The sequence below is a fragment of the Pediococcus ethanolidurans genome (assembly GCF_001437405.1).
Classification (GTDB): Bacteria; Bacillota; Bacilli; order Lactobacillales; family Lactobacillaceae; genus Pediococcus; species Pediococcus ethanolidurans.
Genome location: NZ_JQBY01000003.1, coordinates 44,798 through 62,441, shown reverse-complemented (window position 1 = coordinate 62,441; position 17,644 = coordinate 44,798). Strand labels below are relative to the sequence as shown.

General features: G+C 36.9%; 16 protein-coding genes and 1 tRNA gene. 6 read left to right on the top strand and 11 right to left on the bottom strand.

Annotation, left to right across the window (positions count from 1 at the left end):
• Positions 1-3: 3 nt before the first annotated feature.
• Genes IV87_RS01870 through yycF form a run of 3 tightly spaced genes read right to left on the bottom strand, consistent with a single transcriptional unit; the run spans position 4 to position 3,887 of the window.
• The gene (locus IV87_RS01870; RefSeq protein WP_057805208.1) at positions 4-1,323 is read right to left on the bottom strand and encodes a YycH family regulatory protein; all 1,320 of its coding nucleotides are present in this window, start codon (positions 1,321-1,323) and stop codon (positions 4-6) included.
• Positions 1,320-3,167 carry a cell wall metabolism sensor histidine kinase WalK gene (gene walK, locus IV87_RS01865; protein WP_057805207.1) on the bottom strand — a complete coding sequence of 616 codons (1,848 nt, stop codon included), beginning with the start codon at positions 3,165-3,167 and terminating at the stop codon, positions 1,320-1,322. The genes IV87_RS01870 and walK overlap by 4 nt, the downstream gene beginning before the upstream one ends.
• 18 nt (positions 3,168-3,185) lie before the next feature.
• On the bottom strand, positions 3,186-3,887 hold the full coding sequence (yycF, locus tag IV87_RS01860; protein ID WP_057805206.1) for a response regulator YycF: 702 nt from the start codon (positions 3,885-3,887) through the stop codon (positions 3,186-3,188).
• A gap of 217 nt (positions 3,888-4,104) precedes the next feature.
• On the opposite strand from yycF, the gene IV87_RS01855 reads away from it, so the two are divergent.
• Positions 4,105-4,177 (top strand) — tRNA-Lys (locus IV87_RS01855).
• Positions 4,178-4,506: 329 nt separating this feature from the next.
• Here IV87_RS01855 and IV87_RS01850 read toward each other — a convergent pair.
• On the bottom strand, positions 4,507-4,731 hold the full coding sequence (locus IV87_RS01850; protein WP_057805205.1) for a hypothetical protein: 225 nt from the start codon (positions 4,729-4,731) through the stop codon (positions 4,507-4,509).
• A 359-nt stretch (positions 4,732-5,090) separates the two neighbouring features.
• On the opposite strand from IV87_RS01850, the gene IV87_RS01845 reads away from it, so the two are divergent.
• Together IV87_RS01845 and IV87_RS01840 are read left to right on the top strand one after the other, a co-directional pair.
• A complete protein-coding gene (locus IV87_RS01845; RefSeq protein ID WP_057805204.1) occupies positions 5,091-5,291 on the top strand; it encodes a type II toxin-antitoxin system HicA family toxin in 201 nt (66 codons plus the stop codon).
• An 11-nt stretch (positions 5,292-5,302) separates the two neighbouring features.
• The gene (locus IV87_RS01840; RefSeq protein WP_236698953.1) at positions 5,303-5,725 is read left to right on the top strand and encodes a type II toxin-antitoxin system HicB family antitoxin; all 423 of its coding nucleotides are present in this window, start codon (positions 5,303-5,305) and stop codon (positions 5,723-5,725) included.
• Between the two features lie 357 nt (positions 5,726-6,082).
• Here the strand turns inward: IV87_RS01840 and IV87_RS01835 are convergent, their stop codons facing one another.
• Positions 6,083-6,961, bottom strand: coding sequence for a MurR/RpiR family transcriptional regulator (locus IV87_RS01835; protein WP_057805203.1), 879 nt, complete (start codon positions 6,959-6,961; stop codon positions 6,083-6,085).
• A 198-nt stretch (positions 6,962-7,159) separates the two neighbouring features.
• Between IV87_RS01835 and IV87_RS01830 the strand changes: the two genes are divergently transcribed.
• Both IV87_RS01830 and IV87_RS01825 read left to right on the top strand, forming a co-directional pair.
• Complete coding sequence (locus IV87_RS01830) at positions 7,160-8,176, top strand: Gfo/Idh/MocA family oxidoreductase (RefSeq protein ID WP_057805202.1); 1,017 nt, start codon at positions 7,160-7,162, stop codon at positions 8,174-8,176.
• Positions 8,177-8,188: 12 nt separating this feature from the next.
• Complete coding sequence (locus IV87_RS01825; RefSeq protein ID WP_057805201.1) at positions 8,189-9,163, top strand: Gfo/Idh/MocA family protein; 975 nt, start codon at positions 8,189-8,191, stop codon at positions 9,161-9,163.
• A 61-nt stretch (positions 9,164-9,224) separates the two neighbouring features.
• Here IV87_RS01825 and apf read toward each other — a convergent pair whose 3' ends face one another.
• A complete protein-coding gene (gene apf / locus IV87_RS01820) occupies positions 9,225-9,845 on the bottom strand; it encodes an aggregation-promoting factor (protein ID WP_057805200.1) in 621 nt (206 codons plus the stop codon).
• 501 nt (positions 9,846-10,346) lie between these two features.
• On the opposite strand from apf, the gene IV87_RS01815 reads away from it, so the two are divergent.
• A complete protein-coding gene (locus IV87_RS01815) occupies positions 10,347-10,715 on the top strand; it encodes a DUF1304 family protein (RefSeq protein ID WP_057805199.1) in 369 nt (122 codons plus the stop codon).
• Positions 10,716-10,787: 72 nt separating this feature from the next.
• Here the strand turns inward: IV87_RS01815 and IV87_RS01810 are convergent, their stop codons facing one another.
• From IV87_RS01810 to IV87_RS01790, 5 genes are all read right to left on the bottom strand, one after another.
• Positions 10,788-11,330: a C40 family peptidase gene (locus tag IV87_RS01810; RefSeq protein ID WP_057805198.1), complete on the bottom strand. Its 543-nt coding sequence runs from the start codon at positions 11,328-11,330 to the stop codon at positions 10,788-10,790.
• A gap of 318 nt (positions 11,331-11,648) precedes the next feature.
• Positions 11,649-12,845: an MDR family MFS transporter gene (locus IV87_RS01805; RefSeq protein ID WP_057805197.1), complete on the bottom strand. Its 1,197-nt coding sequence runs from the start codon at positions 12,843-12,845 to the stop codon at positions 11,649-11,651.
• 109 nt (positions 12,846-12,954) lie between these two features.
• A complete protein-coding gene (gene dnaB, locus IV87_RS01800) occupies positions 12,955-14,346 on the bottom strand; it encodes a replicative DNA helicase (RefSeq protein WP_057805196.1) in 1,392 nt (463 codons plus the stop codon).
• Between the two features lie 97 nt (positions 14,347-14,443).
• Positions 14,444-14,896, bottom strand: a complete 453-nt coding sequence (gene rplI / locus IV87_RS01795; protein WP_057805195.1) for a 50S ribosomal protein L9 — start codon at positions 14,894-14,896, stop codon at positions 14,444-14,446.
• A gap of 5 nt (positions 14,897-14,901) precedes the next feature.
• Positions 14,902-16,929, bottom strand: a complete 2,028-nt coding sequence (locus IV87_RS01790; RefSeq protein ID WP_057805194.1) for a DHH family phosphoesterase — start codon at positions 16,927-16,929, stop codon at positions 14,902-14,904.
• Between the last annotated feature and the right edge of the window lie 715 nt (positions 16,930-17,644).

Here is a 17,644-nt window from a genome sequence, read left to right as displayed (position 1 = left end):
CCCTTATGGCTGTTGTTCAATCAATTTTTGATATGAAATCCACTGATTCTTGTAGTTCACATACCAGGTTGGTGTTAAATTTACCACAAGATCACTAGATGGGTTGGCCGTCCATTGATAACCAATCTCAATATTATTAATATCGCTTAATTTATAACCAGTGGCCTCTAGTTGATTTAAAATCGTCTGTGTTGATGGTAAAGTTGTGCGTTCTTTTCCAGTTGGAACTGGAATTTGTAAACTGTATAAGGAAAAATCAATCTGTTTCGTTCGAGCACCGGTTATCTGAACTTCAACTGTCCCGTAATCAGTTTGATTGAAGATGGGAAATCCTTCTACATAGCTTCGGTAAATCACTGAATTTTTTTCAGAATCGTAACGATAATAACGCATGTTATCTAACGGAACTTCCATACGTTTGAGAACTGTAAAACTTTGTGATAATGCCTTACTTGTCCCTTCATGATAGGATTGCTGTCCCGCTAAATCTTCATAAAAAACGGTGCCTCGCTTGTTATTAATGGTCATGCGTTTTGAATTACTATCACTATAAATGGTCTTGCCCTTTTGTTCCTTTGTCGTTACTGAAGAAGCATTATCACTGTCCATCAACGTTGAAACAAAGTACGCAGCCGTTTGTTTATTAACTAAATAGCTGTATTCAGGAACTTTAACTTCATTTTCATAATTTGTCATTAAACGGTGGTTAATCAACGTTTCTTTCACCGCAAATCGTTGCACATTTCCACTTAATAGCTCTTTAATTTGTGCCAAGTTCTGATTAGTTGTACGAACTTTATAAATCGCATAATTGGTATCATTTAACAAGTAAACTTCATTTCGTTTTGACACAGAAAAAACGATTCTTGAAAACTTTCCGCTAAATTTTGTTTTTTGATCAAATGCATCATTCAAAATACCACTGGTTACACTGTCCGGGTATTTTAGCATCACCGTTTCATCCCGTGCAATCAGTTTCTCATAAGCTTTACGACTATTAACTGACTCTCTTGTTACCCCTCGTAAATGCCACTTTTCAATCGCACTGCGGATTGAATCAGTTAGACTCACATTTGTATTATTGATCAGATGTGTATTTGTACCCGTTTGATGATAAATGACCTGTGTAGGTAAGTAGATATCACCAATTGACTTGTTGTACTGTTCATTTTGAATAACCGTACTATTACGACTGGATTGCTGCTTGGTCTTTTCATAACGCGCAGGATTTGTCCAAATAAACCATGATAATACCACACTTAATAGGACCACTAAAATAAGGCCAAGATGAATTAGTATTCGACTTGTTCGCATTCCTCTCATTCCCATTGATCCTCCTCATCTATGGGTTCGTAAGGAAGAGAAATATAGAATATAGATCCTCTGCCTTCCTTACTATCAACCCAGATTCGGCCACCATGCATTGAAATAATCTCTTTTGAAATTGCCAATCCCAAACCAGTACCGCCTTGTGCACGAGAATGTGCCTTGTCCACACGGTAGAAACGATCAAAGACGTGGGTAAGGTCTTTCTTTGGAATTCCCAAACCTTGGTCTGAAACGCTCAGAATCACATGGTTATGTGTCTCTAATAAACGACAAGTGATCTGACCACCATCTGGTGAGTATTTAATCGCATTATTCATCAAATTATCTAATACTTGTTGGAATTTATCTGTATCAACTTCAACCCAAAGATCACGCCGTGTAAATTCACGTTTAATTGTGTAATTTTTATCAGGATTATCATCCGTTTTCAAGATCATGTCAAATCGATCCAAAACATGATTGAATAATTCATTTAAATTAATTAATTCTAAATCAAGCTTAGCGGTTCCTGAATCCATTCGTGACAAACTCAGTAAATCATTAATCATTCGGATCATACGATCTGTTTCATCCTGAGTTACTTTCAAGAACTGGGGGGCCACTTTAGGATCTTTCCAAGCACCATCCGTTAGGGCTTCAATATAGCTCTTTAAACTCGTTAATGGTGTTCGCAGTTCATGCGAAACATTAGAAACGAATTGTTTACGATCTTGATCAATCTTTTGTTGTTCAGTTACATCATGTAACACACAAACTAAACCACTAATAAACCCAGACTCTCGTTGAATTAAGGCAAATGAAGCATGCAGAATCAAGTCTTGAGTTTTAGTCGAAAAATCAAGCACAATGTCATCTTGATTTTCTAACAATTCGCGCAGGGTATACGTTGTGCGAATATCTAAAACATCCAAGATTGATTTGCCAGCTGTATGTTCAGCATCAGCACTTAAGAAATCAAGCGCCATGTCATTCACAATTGTAATTCGTCCTCGTCGATCAGTGGCGATAACACCATCGGTCATATGGGCCAAAACGCTATCCAAACGCCGCTGTTCAGATTCCGTTGACTCCTGGGCCTCTTCCACACGTACAGACAAGTTATTAACCGCAGAGGCCAACTGACCCAACTCATCTTTTCCATAGACGTGAACATGGCCAGAATAGTCACCACGCGCAATTCGCATGGTCTGCTTCTTCATTTCTTCAATTGGACGGGTAATCGCTCGCGAAATAATAATTGCTAGCAGTAAGCCAACAACGATCGCAAATGAGGCGGCCACGAAGAAAATCAACGTGATTTTGTTTACATTTGAATAAACGCTCTCTAAGTTAGCGCGAACGTATAGCGCTCCGACCACACTATTAGAGTTACCACTAGTACTAATTAACGGAATAATTGAGATATAGTAACGATTATTATTCCCTTGATCATAATTAACCTGCTGATAAGAACGTGAGTTGTAGATAACGTTTTTGATTGCCTGATCCGTCGTTTTTTGACCCACAATTGATTGCTCATTCAGATCACTGGAAGCACGAACAGTCCCTTTATTGTCAATGACACGAATTTCCGTAATATTCGTATTATTCACATCAGAAATAATCTGTTGCATCTGTTTATTAGCTGAAGTGGTGTTGTTTTTGCCTAATTGTTCTGAAATTTCATTATCAACATAGGTTCCCAATTGAATTTGGTTTTTAAATTGACTTAAATTTTGTTGTTCCAACTGACGTACAAAAATAACCCCGACAATTTCCAATGTTATCATCAATAACAAGGCGAATACCAAGGCTATTTTAAAGTTTATCGATTGGTAGAAACGGGTTTTTTTGTTCATAACCAAACATGGCTCCCATTATTTTTCATTTTCTGGATTCCGTAAATAATATCCCACTCCACGTCGCGTAACAAGGTAAATTGGATTACTTGGATTTTCTTCAATCTTTTCGCGCAAACGACGGACAGTGACATCAACTGTTCGGACATCACCAAAGTAATCATAACCCCAAACCGTTTGTAACAAGTGCTCACGGGTCATAACCTGTCCCATATGCTGTGCTAAATAATACAGCAACTCAAATTCACGATGGGTTAAATCCAGTTGTTCACCACGACGAGAAACAGCATAGGCATCTGGATTGATATCTAAATCGCCAACCTTGATGTCATTATTTTCTTGTTCAGAGTTTACTAACTGGTCTTGACGACGTAAGTTAGCCTTTACACGGGCAACCAGTTCACGATTAGAAAATGGTTTGGTGACATAATCGTCTGCACCAAGTTCTAGACCAACCACCTTATCTAATTCAGAATCTTTTGCTGTCACCATGATAATTGGAATACTGTGTTTAGCACGTACACGACGAGCAACTTCCAATCCATCAATTTTAGGAAGCATTAAATCGAGCAAGATTAAATCTGGTTGCTCATCTTCAACTTTTTCGAGGGCTTCCTCCCCATCATAGGCTGTAATTACTTCGTAGCCTTCTTTAGTTAAATTAAATTTTACGATGTCTGAAATTGGTTTTTCATCGTCAACAATTAAAATCTTTTGCATAAAGCTTATTTCCTCCTTAACAGAGTCGTTTTGATTTAAATCTATTCGAACTTATTTTCGCCAAAAAGCTTAAAAACATTGCATTCCTATTATAACACACGAGTTTTAGCGGTTACATGTATGGAAAAAAGCCAAGCATTTGTCTTGTAAAAATTTAGCTCAACGGGTTGCCATTGCTAGAAATATATGATAATATATTTAAGTCGGTTAATGATATGGGTGGTTAGCTCAGCTGGCAGAGCAACGGACTCTTAATCCGTGGGTCCAGGGTTCGATCCCCTGACCACCCATAAATACCAATTAGCTAGTAGTCATGCAGTGTTAAAACACCGTGGTTACTAGTTTTTTAATACTTTTAACGGTTATACATTGTTATAGAGAATTAATCAAATACAACTAAAAACATTACTTTATATTACTTTTTCCATTACTTTATTAAAGTCGCTGGGGGCAAGTATACATAATAAAAAGACCAACATCAAATAAAAAATGTTGGTCTTTCTTCCTAAATACCGTGCTAAGTTTAAAGTGTCAATTTTAGCCATTAAGGAAGGTTTTAGGCGTCCTTTGCACCTATTATAATTTGCTGTAATGGAAATGCTGTTAACATAACTAACTTCTAGTAAGCAGCTAACTTGTTTAGTATGGTGTTAGCATGATTTGAAGTTTCATTACTTGTGTAATCTACGCCTAAATTATCTATTTCTAAGTCCTCAATCGCTGTATACATTACATCAAAGTCAGCATTAAACGTCTTAGACTTTTCGTCAGGAATAGAAATGTTATGGTCGCTTAAAAATTTAATATCATAGGATGAAAGTACTGTTCTAATTGGTTTAATCATTGGTTGATCCCCCTGTATGCTATCCAAATTATAGCAATCATTTCATTTAAAAACTCACTAATTATCAACATCACCTTCCTATCAAAAATTTTCAAAAGTTGATATTCTTATGAGCTGATGGTAATGTGCGCACTCTACACTATTTGAAATAAGAGCAGGGGCATAAACTTGTTTTATATCAAATATTTCTTGTACGTTTTTTAAAAAAATTCTCTTGGCCTGTGCCATAGTATTCTTTTTTTCACTTGGTCTTCGTATGATGATTCACCTCTTAAATATTTATGCGTATTAACGCATTAAATCGTTGATTATCTATGCGCATTAGTGTATTATTAATATATTGAAAGGAGGATAATAAGGTGTCGCAGATTAAAGCAATTGATGTTTTGAAAATATTAAAGAAACAAGGCTTCAAAGAACTTAAGGATAGACAGGTTGGTGACCATCACAGGTTTATTGATGGCAAAGGCCATAAGGTAACCGTTAAGTTCTCAACTAAGAAAGCTTCTATTCCACCCAAAACATACAATTCAATATTGAAACAAGCAGGTCTCAAATAGGGACCGCTTTGTTGTACACCTTATTAACTAACAATATGAATAAACCAAACTACGTTGTATATCCTGCTGTCTTCGATAATGTTAATAATGATGGATACTATACTGTTACTTTCCCAGATGTTCCCGATACTGTTACAGATGGTAAAACTCTGGAGGAAGCTATCAAGAATGCACCTGACGCACTGGCAGTAGCACTACCTGATTACAAGGAGTATCCTATGGCAACGTCACTTAACAAGGTACAGGCTAGCAACCCTGGATTAATCGTGAGCTATGTTGGTGTCGATATGAAGGCTGCTCGTAGAAAATCACGTGATGCCACTGTACGTAAGAATGTAACTATCCCAATGTCATTAGCTGAAAAAGCGCAGACACAAGATATCAATTTTTCGGCTACATTAACCGAAGCACTTGAAGAAAAGCTAGGTATCTAAATATAACCAACTTAACTATAAACCCCGCAACCATTCGTAGTTGCGGGGTTTATAGTTTTTCATTATTTTTGGTAAATTTCTTCAAAATTATTTAGATCCTAACGCTGTAGCCTGTAAAATATTAGTTCTCCTATTACCATGACACTCATGATCATACAGTTACTTGGTCTGCAGAACTTAAATACTTACTAACTGATACTTACCTCTCATTATCTTATAGTCAAGTAATGACATACCATACCTCGTTAAACGCTTGCTGTGCATTTATCTTTCTTACTAGCACAGCTTCCATATTCCATATGATTTGTGTTTGATGTAACACGTGGCAAATTGGTAAGTATTGTTGATTGTAATGGTCTATTTTGTTTGATCCTTTTCAAACAAACTACCGGTGTTTAACATAGTGGCTGTTTGTCTTTGACTAAGTAAATTTCGCGTATAAGCATGACCATACATGATAGAGAACAAAGTATCCAAAATATATTCAAACGCAATTTGAGAAGCAAACGTCCCAATTTTACTCTCGTCCTCATTCTCATCTTGTGCAGACACTATGGTTAACTGTGCCTCGTTCATTTGTTTAATTTGGCGATTACCTGTAAGCAAGATCGTTGGAACATGATTTTTCTTCAAGAATGTCATTATTTGCGCATATTCTGGAATATTGGCCCCATACGAAATAAACAAAACACAATCCGTTTCATGAATATTGGTAGTTACCCATTTTTCATCTACATATTCTTCAGCAAGAATCGGAAAAATATCAAGTTTTACTAACTTATTTTGAAAACTACGAGCCCGAATCTGGGAGTCACCACGCCCAAAAAAGAAAAGCCGTTTTGCATCCAATAACATCTGCGCAGCTGTTTCGAGTTGATGTGGATTTACTTGCGCCTGCGCACGTTTAATTGCCGTGCTTGTCAGATCTGCCATATTCTTGGCAATTGTTGTAACTGAATCAGTAGGGTTAAACGGAAAATTGGCGTCCACGGCTCCCAAAGAAATTAGTTGTTGTGTCAAACTATCACTAGCCGCAAGCTTTAATTCACGAAAACCTTGATAATCTAATTTTTTAGCCAATCTGACAATTGCTGAATGCGAAGTATACGTGAGCGCAGCCAATTGTTCAACAGTTATTCCAGGTATATCTGCTAAATGGCTGGTTAAATAGTCCTTAATCCGTATTTCGTTATCTGTCAAATCAGTGTGTTGACTTAGTCTTTCCAATAGTGCCATCTTCAGACCACCCTTCTTTATAAGTTTATCATTTCAATCTGTTTATTTAATTCTTGTACTCATTTTTGGCCTAAATGTTCAAACATTTAGTTCCATTACTTAAAAATCTTGATAGTTTCGGCCATTTTTCCCAAAACAATGGTATCACCCTCCCAGCTGTTCATATACTAAGTGTATAAACTTTAGGAGGTTATTTTAATGATTAACGTTGCTTATATTGGTAACGGCAAAAGCACCAACCGTTATCACTTACCATTTATTTTAAAACTCAAAGATCAGTTTAATGTCAAAACCATTTATTCACCAAGTGGCAAAATACGTTGGGATACAATTCCAGGTGTTCACTACACAACCGATTTGGATGATATTTATAATGATCCGGAAATTCAATTAGTCGTGGTCACAACTCCCAGTCAGTTTCATTATGCCACAGCTAAAGATGTTTTGAATCATGGAAAAAATGTCCTGGTTGAAAAACCATTTGCTGAAACCCCACAACAAGCTCGTGAATTGTTTACATTAGCAAAGCAAAAACAGCTTTTCATTCAATGTTATCAAAATCGCCGCTTTGATTCTGACTTTTTAACGGTTCAAAAAGTTATTCATAGTGGCCTGCTAGGCGATTTATTAGAAGTCGAATCTAATTATGACTATTATCGTCCTGAGGTCCCTGAGCAAGCTAAAGGCTTCAGCAAAATTAACAGTTTTCTGTATGGTCATGGGTGCCACACCTTAGATCAAGTTCTCAGTTTCTTCGGAAAACCAGATAACGTTCATTACGACGTTCGGCAATTACTAGGAAAAGGTCACATGAACGATTACTTTGATATTAGCATGTATTACGGTCAGATGAAGGTCCGTGTTGCTTCCAGCTACTTTAGAATTAAACCGCGTCCCAGTTTTGTCATTTACGGCAAACAGGGGATGTTTATTAAAAAACGGATGGATCGTCAAGAAGAACATCTAAAGCTATTTTACATGCCCAATCACGAAGACTTTGGCATTGATCGTACAGAGGATTACGGCACGTTAACCTATTATGACGAGAATCACAACTATCATGAACAAAAAGTTGTCACTGTCAACGGAGATTATAGTCGCGTTTATGCTGGCGTTTATGAAACACTCGTTAATAATCAAAAGAAGCTTGTGCAAGACGAAGAAACCATCCAACAAATCGAAATGTTGGAACAGGGTATTAAACAATGCAATTAGGAGGTTTTTAATTTGAACTTAGCAATTTTAGGAGCTGGTAAAATTGTCAATGATTTCGTCACCATTATTGATGATTTGCCTGAAATCGATGTTAAAGCCATTTTCGGACAGAAAAAAGATCTTCCTGTAATGGAAGACCTTCAAAAAACTGCTCATATTGATGAACTATATACAAACTTAGATGAATGTTTAGCGAGCGATATTGACACTGCATACATCGCCTTGCCCAATGCCTTGCATTTTCAATTTGCCAAGGCTGCTTTAGAAGCAGGAAAGAACGTTATTTGTGAAAAACCATTTACCTTAAATGAACAACAGTTAACCGAATTAATTAAACTAGCTGAAACAAAACATTTAATTCTTTTGGAAGCAATTACCAATCAATATCTTGCCAACTATCAACAACTAAAGGCTGATTTATCGCAACTTGGTCATATCAAGGTGATTTCTTGTAACTATTCACAGTATTCATCACGTTATGATGCTTTTCGAAAGGGAACAGTCCTGCCTGCATTTAATCCTAAATTAGGTGGCGGTGCCTTGATGGATCTTAATATTTATAATATCTACTTCATTGTGGGGTTATTAGGTGCTCCAAGTAACGTTCATTATTTAGCAAATGTTGAAAAGCACATTGATACTTCAGGAATTCTGACTATGAACTATCCTCAGACTAAAGTCGTCAGTATTGGTGCCAAAGATGTAGATGCGCCTGTCACAACCACAATTGAAGGAACGGAAGGATCTATCGTCGTAAGTGGTCCTACCAACGTTTTAGATCATTACACCCTTAAACTTCGTCATCAACAGCCAAAAATTGTGGACGTCAAGGTTCATCCACATCGAATGTTTCAAGAATTTCAACAATTTACTAAAGTTATTGAAAATCATGATTTCGAATTCGCCGCAAAGCACTTGAAGCAAGATGAAATCGTCATGCACGTTATTGATCAAGCACTAGCTGAAAGTAAAATCAAATTAGGTTAATGTGGCTATAAAAAAACGCCCTTCTAAATGAAGGACGATTTTTTAGTTATACTATTTTATTTTAGTACCAGCCGTTTGCTTGCCAGAATGACTTAGCTGCTGACCATGAACCATAACGTGAAGATACATATGCGTTAGCTACTTTTTCCTGGTTAGCTGCTGAATAATCACCATTTAAGTATGAAGCACTTAATTGATACTTACCAACATATTGACCATTACGTGCTGAGTATGAACCGCCTGATTCTTTGTTAGCAATCCATGCTTTAGCAGATGATGAACTGCTACTTGTTGTCGTTGTTTGTGTAGAAGCAGTATTTTGTGTTGCTTGGCTGCTTTGTGTATTTGAGTTAGTGTTTTGTGAACTTGTTGAAGTTGTCTTTTGAGTTGCAGGAACGGTTGCAACTTCTTTCTTAGTAGCTGCTTTAATTTCGCCGTCACTCTTGATTAATAATTTTTGACCAACGTAAATTAAATTAACGTTCTTAATTTTGTTTGCTGTTGCTAATTTTGTATAGTTAGTATCTTTGTTAAGGCTATATTCAATACCTGAAAGTGTATCGCCTGATTTAACTGTGTAAATTTGATCGGCGTGAGAGACTGTTACTAACAATGTAAGACCAAAGAACAATGCGGCCATAAATGCTACTGCGAATTTTGTTACGTTATTTCTTAATGTCATGTATGTTACTCTCCTTGTGTTTTTAATCTACCTAGTAGAATACACTCCAATTGTTTCAGTTATGTTTCAACAACATTTATATTCATTGACCTTCAGTCAAGTTCATGTCATATTTTTGTAACATAAGGCAAAAAATCGTTTAATTTAATTGAAGTTAATCATACTTAGTCCTTAGTTACACTAGGGATAACACTATTTGAGTTTTTCATGTCTATTATCACAAAATTATTTAAATATTTCTGTTTATTTTTCTTTTTTTAGCCTATTTTATTTTATATGCGTTATTCTATAAAACGTAGTATTCATACGTTTCAACAACTTATTTATCGGCTTTATAGTACATTTTTGTGTTTCAATTTAACATCAGCAAGGAGGATTTAAACTATAAACTGATTTAAATATGGTTCACATCTCTAATTTCTTCTTATATAATTTTCATGTTATTTTTTCGAATTTCTTTATACTTAATGTATATCATTGATTTAAGTAAGGAGGCTTTTAATGTTATCAACAATTGCTGTTCTAGTGAGTTTACTTATTGCTCTGGCACACATCTATTTCCTATATATAGAACTTTTTGCTTCATATGACACTGTAGGTAAATTTTTCAACCTGCCCGGAAAAGTGATTCAAAACTCAATCATTCAGAAGTTTATTCAAAATTTAGGCCTATTTAGTGGCTTTATTGGCCTAGTCATAATATTGACTGTAATCATTGTCCCCAGTGGAACCATGAAATTCATGTTAATCTTCTTAAACTTATTTGTACTTCTAAATGGCGTTTATGAAGGCTTTGTTTTTTCAAAACGTTTCTTTTGGTATGAGGCCCTACCTGGCGCCATTGCTATGCTTCTCGCAATTTTTATGTAAAATAAAAAGATGATTTGTAAGATACCTTTGAGCATGTCTAACTCAAATATCGTTACAAACCATCTTTTTTTGTTAAACTACGTGTCCTGAAAAACTTGGCATGAAACTACTACTAATGGATTGGACTGAAACATATTGTCCTGGTGCGGGAGCGGCAACATATTTTCCATTACCTATGTAGATACCCACATGATAGCTTGATCCTTGTGCTCCCCAGAATAATAAATCTCCTGGTTGTGCCTGTGCCACGGTCTGTTTGGCTACATGACCTTCTTGAATAACCGTATTGTGTCCCAGTGATTTACCTGTTACATGAGCGTAAACCCATTCTGTCAAACCTGAGCAATCCATTCCCCTTTGAGATTCACCACCCCAAACATAAGGAATGTGTTTTTTTGCCAAAGTCAGTGCCTCAGAAACAACTGCCGCATTTCCAGTTGTATCAGTTGTTTCCATAGTTTTAACTGTTTGGCTATTTTCAGCTGTTTGTGTTGCTGAATATTGTTGATTACCACCATCATTTGCATTGGCACTTGCCACTGTAGTTGATCCTAATGCTAATCCGGCTACACCAACTGCAAGCATTAGTGCATGTTTAAAGTTTGTTTTAATCATAGACTTCCTTTCGTTTAACCTATTTTTATTAATTTATTTCTTATAATTATAACAAGAATAATCTTAACATGCACACAATACGATATCTTTGAAATCTATTTACAAACTCTTCTCAAATTATTACAGAAATATAAATTAACAAGCACTTCATTGACCTACAATTTCACCAAATGTTTAACTTCAACTGAAACAAAAAGACCACTAACGTTTGGTTAATGGTCGCTCGTTTGTATTCTATTCTGTTGAAAAGTCTTAAAAGGGGCGGCTTCTTCTACCTAGCTAAAGTATATTTAGAAGCTAAGCACCTCTTCAACACGCTTAATTATATTCCGTCAATTCATGCTTACTTCGTTCAATTACTGCAATATTAACAAACAGAATCAGGGCGATAATGACCGCTGCTACCACAAATAATGACACAAATGAAAATGTATCAATAATCAAACTTCCAACTAATGGCCCCAATGCACGTCCAGCCGATGGGAAGGAACTCGCTAGTCCTTGATACCGACCCTTCATACTATATGGTGACAATAAATTGGCAATCGCCGGAATTTGTGGAAACGTAATTGCCTCGCCAATCGTCAAAATAATCATGGCAAATACAAAAGCAATATACTGTGTTGCAAAAACCAAGATGACATATGAAGCAATTAAAAATAGCATTCCAAAATACACTTGATGGAAAGGATCTTTAAACATCTTACCACCCTTCCAACTCAGAAAGGCCTGCACGATCAAAATAAAGAATCCATTTACAGTCCAAAGAAAACTGTAGTCCTTCAAAGGAATATGCAAACTCAACATATAAACAGATATGTTGCTATTCCACTGTTGATAAAAAATCCAAATTAAAAATAAGCTAATGAATAAGGTATACATCACCAAAGCGTTAATCCGTGGTAATTTTTCGGTTTTAGACGCTGCTTGTGCATTTTGATCCATCTGATTTTGTCGTTTTGGTAATTCTCGTTTGACGTGGTAATTGGTAACGGCCACTACAAAAAATAGCACATACAACGCGGTAGAGACAGCAAACAATGGTGCCACGTTATCCTTAAACATAATACCGACAATGGCCGTTCCCACCATAACACCCAGATTTTGTACAAAATACAACATATTGAAAACAAACCGCCCATCTCGACTATGCACCGTTGTTCCCAGTGCATTGACGAATGCCATAATCCAGCCCGTTCCCAATCCAATCATCACAAGCATAATTGGATAAACTGGCCAATCATTTGAAAAAACCAACACAAACATACTTAATGCCGTAAATACGATACCACCAAGCAGTAAGTAATAACCATCGTACTTATCAAATAATTGTCCAGCCACAAATGAACCAATGATGCTGGCAACTGAATTCAGCATGAGCACAATTCCTACAATTGTCAGCGAATGACCCAAGATATTATGCATATAGACGGTTGTCAACGGCCACACAAAGCTCATTCCAATACTGTCCATCAAGGCACCTAAAAGTAAATACCGTAATTTTAATTCCTTCATCGTCCTCTCCTTTCCTCAAAAAAACTAACTTAAATTAACTTAAAAAAGTGCATAAACTAACAGTTTCACATTAGCCGTGAGCCGCGCGAAACTGTTGATTTTTTTCATTCTAGTTATCTGGCACGTAAGCAATGGGGGCAAACTTGTTATACGATTTCACAAACAATAGTTTAACCGTTCCTCGCGCACCACTTCGGTTTTTCTCAATAATAACTTCAACAGGTCCTACATCAGGGTCCCCATTTTCACGCGGATCCGAATTTTGATTATCACTATCCTCGCCATCCTCACGATCATAATAATCTTCACGATATAAGAAAGCGACAATGTCAGCATCTTGTTCAATTGATCCAGATTCACGAATATCTGAAAGAACTGGTCGTTTATCCTGACGCTGTTCAACACCACGAGAAAGCTGTGACAATGCTAAGACAGGTACTCGTAATTCCTTAGCCAATTTTTTAAGTTGCCGTGAGATCGCCGACACTTCTTGTTGCCGGTTTTCTTGACCAGAACCTTCAATCAACTGCAAGTAGTCAATTACAACTAATCCCAGGTTCCCCTGCTCTTTTGCTAATCGGCGACATTTCGCGCGAATTTCTGCCATTTTTACTCCTGGCGTATCATCAATATAAATATTGGCTTTAGCTAAACTTCCCATTGCAATGACCAGATTTTGCCATTCTTCCTCATTTAATTGACCGGTTCTCAAATGATTGGCGTCAATACTACCTTCTGCACAAAGCATTCGGTTAACCAACTGATCAGCACCCATTTCCAAACTGAAAATGGCCACCGTTTTATCGGTTTTCGTTCCAATATTTTGTGCAATATTCAAAGCAAATGCCGTTTTTCCGACGGCAGGACGAGCAGCCAAAATAAACAATTCATCTGGATGTAATCCAGCTGTAATTTTATCTAGTTCGCTATAACCCGTTGATAAACCAGTGATCTCATCCCCATTTTGGTAGAGTTTATTGATCTCGGTCATCGAATTTGTTAAAACGTCTGAAATCTTCTTAAAGCCGGACTGATTTCGATCTTCCGAAACCTCTGTAATTTCACGTTCAGCTTCATCTAAAACTGCCCCAACATCTTCATCTTGTTGGTAACTTTTAGTCACAATTTTAGTAGCAGCTTTAATTAAACGCCGTAAGATGGCCTTCTCTTGCACAATCTTGGCATAATAAACCACATTAGCTGCCGTTGGTACTGAAGCTGCCAATTCAGCAATGTAACTGACACCACCTACATCATCCAATTGATTTTGGGCAGTCAATTTATTATTCATTGTGACAACATCAATTGCTTCATCTTCATCATTTAGTGAAACCATTGCTTTAAAAATGATTTGATGAGCTCGTTGATAAAAATCTTCCGGTGTTAAGTATTCCATTGCGTCAACTAACACATCGGAATCTAAGAAAATTGCCCCTAAAACGGCTTTTTCCGCATCACTATTTTGTGGCGGTGTTTGATTTTCTAAAATGTCATTATCCATGTTCTTACCTCTGATGACTAAGAAATGTCTCTAAAACAAGTTTGCTGCTTTACTCAATGTTCAACTCGCTATTTCACCACAAAACAATTATTCATAATTATTTTTCTGCCACATGGACACGAATCTTAGCCGTCACATGTGGATGTAATTTAACTGGAACATTTGTGTATCCCAGTGAACGAATTGGTTCATTTAATTCAATCTTTCGTTTATCTAACTTAAGACCAAATTGTTTATCTAAGGCTTGTGCAATTTGCTTACTAGGAATTGATCCAAACAAACGGCCATCTGTTCCAGCTTTAGCAGTTAATTCAACAACTGTTTTATCATCTTCTAAAGTCACCTTTAATTTCTTAGCGGTTTCTAGAATTTCTTCTTCATGCTTTTCTTCAGCTCGTTGTTGGCCCTTTAAGCTACTTAACGCGCCCTTGGTTGCTGCTTCAGCTTTATGATTTTTAATTAAAAAGTTTTGTGCATAACCATCCGGAACCTCTTTAACCTGTCCGCGCTTACCTTTGCCTTTCACATCTTCCAAAAAAATAACTTTCATCAGAATCACTCCTCTTCATCATCTTTATTTTCTGTATCATTTTTCTTCTTTAAAATATCGGTTAAGGTCGCTTTAACTTCAGAAACACTCTGACCTTCAATCTGAGTTGCAGCACTACCTAAATGACCGCCACCACCCATTTGTTCCATAATGAGCTGAACGTTAACATCCCCTGCACTACGCGCCGAAATTCCAACTTGCTTCTTTGATCTACGCGTAATAACAAATGATGCCTCAATTCCTGATATTGATAACAGCGAATCAGCAGCTTGGGCGGCCGTAACTGGATCATAATCGCGATCATCTTCACCAACACAAACGGCTAAGTTTTTATTAACAAATTCAACAGACTCAATTAAATGGTTACGTTGTAAGTAACTGTCCACGTTTTCTTTCATGAAATGCCGAATTAGATTTTCGTCAGCACCAACTGAACGTAGATAACTTGCTGCATCAAAGGTTCGAGTTCCCGTTTTAGTGGTGAAAGACTTCGTATCGATTTCAATTCCTGCTAACATCCCGGTAGCTTCAATCTCATTAATTGGTTCACTATCCTTAGATTGATACTCAAACATTTCGGTAATGAGCTCACAAGTGGAAGAAGCATATGGTTCAATATAAACCAAAACTGGATTTTCTGGAAATTCCGTGCCTCGACGGTGATGATCAATAATCATTACTCGATTTTCAAGCTTCTTATAAAGCTCAGGAGCCGTTGTTAGCGATGGTTTAGAATGGTCAACCATAATAAGCAAGCTTTGACTGTTGGCATTCTCTAAGGCCGCCTCAGGAGTAATAATCGACTCTTTAATGGCTGGATAGTCTTCTAACGAGGTTAATAATCGCCGAACATCAGAATGTAAATTCTCCTGATCTAATACAATCCAACATTGCCGATTGTTCATTTGTGCAATCCGCCGAATTCCCAAACAGGCACCTAATGAATCCATGTCTGATTGTTGGTGACCCATCACAAAAATTTGATCGGCCTGTGACATTAATTCGGTAACCGCCTGGCTAATCATCCGGGCTCTAACTCGTGTTCGTTTTTCCATTGGATTTGTCTTACCACCATAAAAACGTGCTTGATCATCTGGTGATTTTACCACAACCTGATCACCGCCACGTCCTAATGCCAAATCCAAATTACTTTGCGATAAGTCAGCCAAGTTATTCAAATCTTGATCGCCATAAGCAATCCCGATACTCAAAGTAATTGGAAAGTTTTGTTTTGATGTTGCTTCTCGAATAGTATCTAGTAACTTGAAATTATCAGCCTCAACTTTTTTCAAGACTTCTGCATACATTAAAACAAAAAAGTGATCGTCATCGACTCGTTTTAAGTACATCCCAAATTCTTGTGCCCAGCTTGAAATCTGATTCGTCACAAAGCTACTCAAACTTGAAACATCAGAGTCTGCCATAGATTGGGTGACTTCATCATAATTGTCCAAGAAAACCTGACCAATTACTACTTGAGAATTATCATAGGCTTCTTCAATTTTTGCGTATTTAGTAATATCCATCATGTACAAAACATGACTGTCTTGTTCAATGAGTAATGTAAAGCGACGATCACCCCAGTTCACCGTCACTGTACCTTTTTCATCGCGATGATCGTTCAACATTTTGGCTAAATCTTTGTCGACATCAGCTAATTTTTTGCCAAGGACATCCTTATCACTCAAATAGCCTTGCATATACGGATTAATCCACTGAACCTGGTCTTCATCACTATAAATCAAAATTCCTAGTGGCATGCGCAAAAGTGAATCCTGTTCACTACGTTTAATCCGAAACGAAAGGTCAGAAATATATTTGGTGGTTTCTTCATTGACCCGATGAAAAGTGTCACTAATAAAAATACTCCCCAAAATGAGAAGTATTAATAATACGACTCCCAATACCCAGTTATAATAAAACGCAACTCCCGCGCCAACGAGTGATAACAAGATAATGTAAATTGCTAACAAACGCAAGCGGGGATTCCGCATAAATACTGGGATCCTTTCTGCTAAACGTAATTTTTTCATAGTTTCTCCTCGAATTGTGTACTAGGTTTATTTTATCACAAAGACGGGAGACAAAGAACCGTGACTAACTGGTAACAAAATAAAACCAATTCATTTTTGACATCTAAAAAACGCAACAATAATTCTTTTCACGTGAAACATTTTTACAAATATAAAGAATTATTTGGTACGCACACCTAAAGGTTGAAACTACCAAAACAATTCCAGTAACTGTCGTTAAAAGTTTTAGTTCATGAAAAGTAGTCAAATTACCGTCCTATGGCTCACCTTGTCTGGAACGGGGTGGACACGTGAGACCAATTGCCTCTGCACTAAAAATGTTTGATGTTAAATAATGCTCAGCAACACTGATATCAAAGTTGTTTTATATTGATGTGTTGATTACAAAGATTAGACTTAGTCTGTAAGCAAATGGGCTCAGTAGTGACATTTATCTTAGCGAAATTCGCTTAGATAAAGGCCGAGCTTAGAGACGTGATTTGCGGCTCCAAGTCGTGCCCACTACGTTCCAGCCCAAATTTGCTGGAAGACGACATTTTAATCCAATTTTGTTTCCATGAACATTTTGGTAGTTTCAGCCTTTAGATGCACACCTATAACCTTCTCCAATAATTAGCTATCCTTTACGAAAATAGCTTTTTTGTTTACACTTAGTTGATTATGGAGGTCGTCGTATGTTAAATAACCACTTGTTTCACTGGCTAATTATGCGAAC

What these genes read in the sequence shown, in the direction of transcription:
- IV87_RS01830 (WP_057805202.1), top strand. Translation starts at nt 7,160, where the DNA reads ATGATTAACGTTGCTTATATTGGTAACGGCAAAAGCACCAACCGTTAT.
- IV87_RS01790 (WP_057805194.1), bottom strand. Translation starts at nt 16,929, where the DNA reads ATGAAAAAATTACGTTTAGCAGAAAGGATCCCAGTATTTATGCGGAAT.
- IV87_RS01810 (WP_057805198.1), bottom strand. Translation starts at nt 11,330, where the DNA reads ATGATTAAAACAAACTTTAAACATGCACTAATGCTTGCAGTTGGTGTA.
- walK (WP_057805207.1), bottom strand. Translation starts at nt 3,167, where the DNA reads ATGAACAAAAAAACCCGTTTCTACCAATCGATAAACTTTAAAATAGCC.
- rplI (WP_057805195.1), bottom strand. Translation starts at nt 14,896, where the DNA reads ATGAAAGTTATTTTTTTGGAAGATGTGAAAGGCAAAGGTAAGCGCGGA.
- IV87_RS01850 (WP_057805205.1), bottom strand. Translation starts at nt 4,731, where the DNA reads ATGATTAAACCAATTAGAACAGTACTTTCATCCTATGATATTAAATTT.
- IV87_RS01870 (WP_057805208.1), bottom strand. Translation starts at nt 1,323, where the DNA reads ATGAGAGGAATGCGAACAAGTCGAATACTAATTCATCTTGGCCTTATT.
- apf (WP_057805200.1), bottom strand. Translation starts at nt 9,845, where the DNA reads ATGACATTAAGAAATAACGTAACAAAATTCGCAGTAGCATTTATGGCC.
- yycF (WP_057805206.1), bottom strand. Translation starts at nt 3,887, where the DNA reads ATGCAAAAGATTTTAATTGTTGACGATGAAAAACCAATTTCAGACATC.
- IV87_RS01805 (WP_057805197.1), bottom strand. Translation starts at nt 12,845, where the DNA reads ATGAAGGAATTAAAATTACGGTATTTACTTTTAGGTGCCTTGATGGAC.
- dnaB (WP_057805196.1), bottom strand. Translation starts at nt 14,346, where the DNA reads ATGGATAATGACATTTTAGAAAATCAAACACCGCCACAAAATAGTGAT.
- IV87_RS01835 (WP_057805203.1), bottom strand. Translation starts at nt 6,961, where the DNA reads ATGGCACTATTGGAAAGACTAAGTCAACACACTGATTTGACAGATAAC.
- IV87_RS01815 (WP_057805199.1), top strand. Translation starts at nt 10,347, where the DNA reads ATGTTATCAACAATTGCTGTTCTAGTGAGTTTACTTATTGCTCTGGCA.